Annotated in this window: 5 protein-coding genes and 2 pseudogenes; 4 read left to right on the top strand and 3 right to left on the bottom strand. The window is 39.6% G+C overall.

Annotated elements, in window-relative coordinates; all coding sequences use genetic code 11:
* Positions 1 to 370, bottom strand: a pseudogene (locus tag VB654_RS00340) (phospholipase); the annotation flags it as partial.
* A 208-nt stretch (positions 371 to 578) separates the two neighbouring features.
* Between VB654_RS00340 and VB654_RS00345 the strand changes: the two are divergent.
* Positions 579 to 1,043, top strand: a complete 465-nt coding sequence (locus VB654_RS00345; RefSeq protein ID WP_323211243.1) for a helix-turn-helix domain-containing protein — start codon at positions 579 to 581, stop codon at positions 1,041 to 1,043.
* Positions 1,044 to 1,144: 101 nt separating this feature from the next.
* On the opposite strand, the gene gatA is transcribed toward VB654_RS00345, so the two are convergent.
* A complete protein-coding gene (gene gatA / locus VB654_RS00350) occupies positions 1,145 to 2,602 on the bottom strand; it encodes an Asp-tRNA(Asn)/Glu-tRNA(Gln) amidotransferase subunit GatA (RefSeq protein WP_323211244.1) in 1,458 nt (485 codons plus the stop codon).
* 422 nt (positions 2,603 to 3,024) lie between these two features.
* Here gatA and VB654_RS00355 point away from each other — a divergent pair, with 422 nt between their 5' ends.
* A complete protein-coding gene (locus VB654_RS00355; RefSeq protein ID WP_323211246.1) occupies positions 3,025 to 3,849 on the top strand; it encodes an SDR family oxidoreductase in 825 nt (274 codons plus the stop codon).
* A 15-nt stretch (positions 3,850 to 3,864) separates the two neighbouring features.
* On the opposite strand, the pseudogene VB654_RS00360 reads toward VB654_RS00355, so the two are convergent.
* Positions 3,865 to 4,222: pseudogene (locus tag VB654_RS00360) on the bottom strand (hypothetical protein).
* A 285-nt stretch (positions 4,223 to 4,507) separates the two neighbouring features.
* On the opposite strand from VB654_RS00360, the gene VB654_RS00365 reads away from it, so the two are divergent.
* Entirely contained in the window at positions 4,508 to 4,750 is a 243-nt protein-coding gene (locus VB654_RS00365; RefSeq protein ID WP_323211247.1) for a hypothetical protein, read from the top strand.
* Positions 4,751 to 4,981: 231 nt separating this feature from the next.
* Positions 4,982 to 5,177, top strand: a 196-nt coding sequence (locus tag VB654_RS00370; RefSeq protein WP_323211249.1) for a hypothetical protein, incomplete at its 3' end; no start/stop codon positions are given.

Below are 5,177 nucleotides of genomic sequence, written 5' to 3' on the forward strand. Positions count from 1 at the left end.
CACTGCGACCATACCCGCGATAATCAATTAGAAGCACAGAAAATCCTAGTTGATTCAACCGATTTGCATGACCAACGTTTGCGCTAACATTGATAGCGTTACCATGCAGATACAGCAACACATCAGCATCTGGTTGCGGAGCTTTAATCCACCAACCGTGAATCAGTTGCGTCTGACCATTACTAACTTTTACAGGTAGCCATACATCCTCGTATGGAAGATTAAAAAACGCTGGTGTTCTTTCAATCACACTAGAGGGAAAGAAAATGAACTTATGCTGTTTCACAAAAAGAAGTAAGCAAATAGCAAAGTAGGGGATTATAACAGCAACTACCACTACCGAAAGTAGTAATTTGAAAGACAATTGCATTGAAAATTGAGGTTTATCTATATTTAAGTACTTGAATTTATACTTTAACAAATATTTATAAATAAAATAATATTTGTTAACTGTGTAAGCTTCAGTAATTTCCCTTTAAAATTAAACTGATCGAAATATTATGCCTAATAAAAACGTTTACGTGCTTAAGTAATATTACTGGGCATAAGAAATATTAGTCTTTAGTTAGGAAAAGATTGTGAAGCCTTTAACTCAAGCCCAAGAAAAGCAATTGCAAGAAATAACTCAACATTTACTGCGAGTTAGACAGGAAAAATCAGTAAATATAGAAGAAATAGCAATTCAAACAAATATTCGCCTAAGTTTATTGAAAGCATTAGACGCAGGGGACTTTGACGCATTACCCGAATCTGTTTATGTACAAGGCTTTATTCGTCGTTATGGTGATGTCATCGGATTGGATGGACAGGCTTTAGCAAATACCTTTGAAATTAATGATTTTCCTGAATATACTCACAATGAAAGTCAAAATTCAGCCAAAAAACTAGATATACACATACCTCTTTTTGTCCCCTATGCGCTCTTATTATTACTGGCTTCTGTCGGATTGATTTATGTCCTTAATTCCAAACTCACACCCGAATCTCAAGCAAAACCACAAAATGCAGTCCCTACTCAAGAAACCAAAACAAAACCAGAATAGGAGGCAGAGGGGTAGAGGTGCAGGGTGCAGGGGGAAAATTGACTCAGCACTTTATTCACTCAAAACTTTCCCCACTCAGCACTCAGCACTCAGCACTTTCTTTACAGTTGCGGCTGATTCGCCAGCCAACTAGTTGATTGCTCATAAGCATAAGCTACCTGAAATAGTTGATCTTCTTGAAGCAGCTGGCCAATTAGCTGCAATCCAATCGGTAATCCCTGTTCATCAAAACCACAAGGTACACTTAAACCCGGTAAACCTGCCAAATTTACGGGAATAGTCATCAAGTCATTTAAGTACATACTTAAAGGGTCACTAACTTTTTCTCCTGCTTTAAATGCTGTGGTGGGAGCAGTAGGAGTAACTAATACATCAACCTTCTTAAACGCTTTTTCAAAGTCTTGTTTAATCAGAGTCCGAATTTTTTGGGCTTTCAGATAGTATGCGTCATAATAGCCGGCTGACAGGGCGTAAGTACCAATCATAATCCGGCGTTTAACTTCTGTACCAAAACCAGTGGAGCGGGTACGAGTATACATAGATAACAGATTATCTGCATCCTCAGCCCGGAAACCGTATTTGACACCATCGTAACGAGCTAGATTGGCTGATGCTTCTGATGGCGCAATGATGTAGTAACTAGGTACGCCATAGCGGAAATTGGGGCAGGAAATAATATGAACCTCGGCTCCCAAACTTTGTAATACATCTATGGCTTTAGTAACAGCTTGTTCCACAACAGAGTCTAACCCATTACCAAAAGTTTCTTTAATCACCCCAATTCGCAGCTTGCTTCTGACTCTGAAGTCCGGTTTTAAACTAGCGGCGTAGTTAGGGATTTCCACTTTGAGGCTAGTGGAGTCTTTGGGATCGTAACCTGCGATCGCATTCAATACTATAGCCGTATCTTCTACTGTGCGTCCCAATGGTCCAACTTGATCCAAAGATGAAGCATAAGCAATCAAACCATAGCGAGACACCAACCCATAAGTTGGTTTCATTCCCACCACACCACAAAAAGCCGCAGGTTGTCGAATAGAACCGCCCGTATCAGTTCCCAGAGATACAACACATTCATCAGCCGCCACCGCCGCCGCCGAACCTCCAGAAGAACCACCGGGAACCCGTGATAAATCCCAAGGATTATTCGTAATTTGATAGGCAGAATTTTCTGTAGAACTACCCATACCAAACTCATCTAGATTGGTTTTGCCGATAAGTATAGCCCCAGCATCAATCAACTTTTGGGTAACAGTTGATTCATAAGGCGGCACAAAATTCTCTAAAATTCGAGAAGCGCAAGTAGTAGGAATCCCCTGAGTACACAAATTATCTTTAATGCCGATAGGAATCCCCGCCAGTAGTCCTATTTCTTCACCAGCAGCGATTTTGGCATCCACAGCATGAGCCTGCGCTAATGCCTTCTCTGTCGTTACGTGTAAGAAACTGTGTAATTTCGGTTCTAAGGATTGAATACGGTCTAAAGCTTCTTGGGTAATTTCAACAGCAGAACATTCTTTTTTAATTAATTGTTCGTGCAACTCGCGGATGGATGCCATGATTGCTCTCTTTATGACTCAAGTCATTGATTTTAATATATTTTCCAGGGTAATGGGTATTACCGCTACGCGGAAGTCAAAAGTTAAAAGTCAAAAGGCTTTTATTTGGGAATTTCGCACTTTTTTCACTAGTATGCTTATTTACGCCGTGCTTTACTAGGGAATCTCTGTAGCCTGGGGGAGTTAAGATCCTGAAAAATTTTTCTATATTTTCCGGAATTGTTTTGGCTATAGTGGTATTACTTATCAGTACAGCGAATTATACAGAACTTCTTATAACTTATCGGGGAACATATCCTCACTTCCTTAATCAAAAGCCCGGTTATTATGACCGGGTTTTTGTGCGCTATCGCTTTCTTTAGACAGAAACATTACACTCAAAGTATTGGCTAGATTAGCATTAACTATCTTAAAATCAGTTTATGACTAATGTAACAGCCTCAGTTGAAGATTTAGTACTAATTGCTGGTGCTACTGGTGGCGTAGGTCAGCTTGTCACAGCCAATTTGCTAGAGAAGGGAATGAAAGTGCGTATCCTCACCCGCAACGCCACCAAAGCCGCAAAAATGTTTAATGAAAAGGTAGAAATTGCAGTTGGTGACATCCGTGATATCAGCACACTGGCCCCAGCCATCCAGCATATCAACTATATTATCTGTTGTACTGGAACTACTGCCTTTCCTTCCCAGAGATGGGAATTTGAACCCAAACCCAACTTACTCGAATGGGGAAAAATTTTAATTGACTCAGGATATCGCGATCGCATAGCTAAGAATAACCCCCCAAAAGTAGATACTGGAGGTGTCACCAACTTAGTATCAGTAGCACCTTCCCATCTCAAACGCTTTGTTTTCGTCTCTTCAGTGGGAGTTCACCGTAAAGACCAGCCACCTTTTAATATTCTCAACGCCTTTGGTGTCCTTGATGCCAAAGAAAAAGGAGAGCAAGCCATTATCAATTCTGGATTACCCTATACAATTATTCGTCCAGGACGCTTAATTGATGGCCCTTACACATCCTACGACCTCAACACCTTACTCAAGGCCAAGACAGGCGGAAAACAGGGTGTAATAGTAGAAACTGGCGACCAACTAGCCGGAGATGCAAGCCGCATTGACGTAGCTGCTGCGTGTGTAGAATCTATTTTTCACCCATCAACAGCCAACCAAGCATTTAATTTAGTCAACAAAGGCACAAGACCACCTGTTATACACTGGGAAACAATTTTTTCTCAACTAACTAAATAGTTCGTAGTGAGGACTTCAGTCCTCTCCTCCCCGACGAGGAAGAACATCATCTAAACATAGTTGAAGACGAGGCAAAAGCGGCGAATTAATTAATTGATTCATGCGATATTGTTGCAGAGTATAAATATCTTCAGCAAGTTGACAAACATTAAAAGTAGCTGCATCTGCAAAGGGGTAAATTAAACAAGTGCGAGGAATAAATCAGGGGATTTGTTCTGCAACCAGGTGTATGCCAATTTCCATCCACCGTTTCATGATGTCCAGTGGGTTCCAGATTAATTAGTTCTCCATCTGCTAATTCATAGCAGGGATTATCCTGATATTGAGAGAGAAAATCTTCTTTTGTGAGGTTTTTTTGGGAGATATATGCCATTGATGAAATCTCCTGAAATCATATCTTCTTATCTTAAATCGAAACCCTTTAATTTAGGACTAAAATTATCCCAGTATTAAAACTCCTAACTACCTATCAACCAAAGCTCCTGTGCGAGTTAGGTCTAAATTATTTCATAGGAAAGGATTATTAAAAAGTATATGTAGCAATACTTTCAGTCTGTCTTACCCCTAATGAAACGCTCGCTAGATTTACCCCCATATAAATTCCTTCTAATTTTCTACTAAAATTCTGTCAGCACCATAACATCTGGAGACAACTTTAATGAAGTCTGATCATAAAATATTAATCGACGAACTCCTTGATTTGCAGTCAGTATGGATTGAACTAACGGATCAAGAAAGCAAGAAGCAAATGGGAGGGGTTCAAGAAAGTAAGAGTAATTTGAGTCCGAGTTTAGTTCAGGTATTAACAACTGCGGAAATTCAACTTTCTCAGAAATGGGTTGCAACGCGATTTGGTGATATCGCATTGTTTATCTCAATTACCAGTGCTTATTCTCACTAAAAAGAAGATGTAGTTTTCAATTTTCACTTTTTGTAAGTAGGGGGTGCTGAAAATTCAAGTGGCTTATATTACCAATTTTTAGCATCTCCCAAATTTGCATTACTCCTATGAAAAAGTGCATTTACTGGCATTGCTAATCTGTCAGCAATTATCCACAATTATATCTTCTTGTCTTAAATCTCAACCCCTTCATTTAGTGATAAAATTGCAAATAAATAAAGTATTAATTATATGGTTATCCCAGAACTTGAAAAACAACTTCTTCAACTTTCTCCCAAGGATAAACTGCATATTATCCAACTGTTGGCACAAAGCTTGACTACGGACAATCACAATACTCGCCCAGAACAACCAAGCAAACTTTCAGAATTTTTCCGTCAATCGCCCTTAGCTGAAGTTGCTGAAGAATTAGACCTCAGTAGAGATA

The organism is Nodularia sp. UHCC 0506 (assembly GCF_034931045.1).
In the GTDB taxonomy this organism is placed as follows: Bacteria; Cyanobacteriota; Cyanobacteriia; order Cyanobacteriales; family Nostocaceae; genus Nodularia.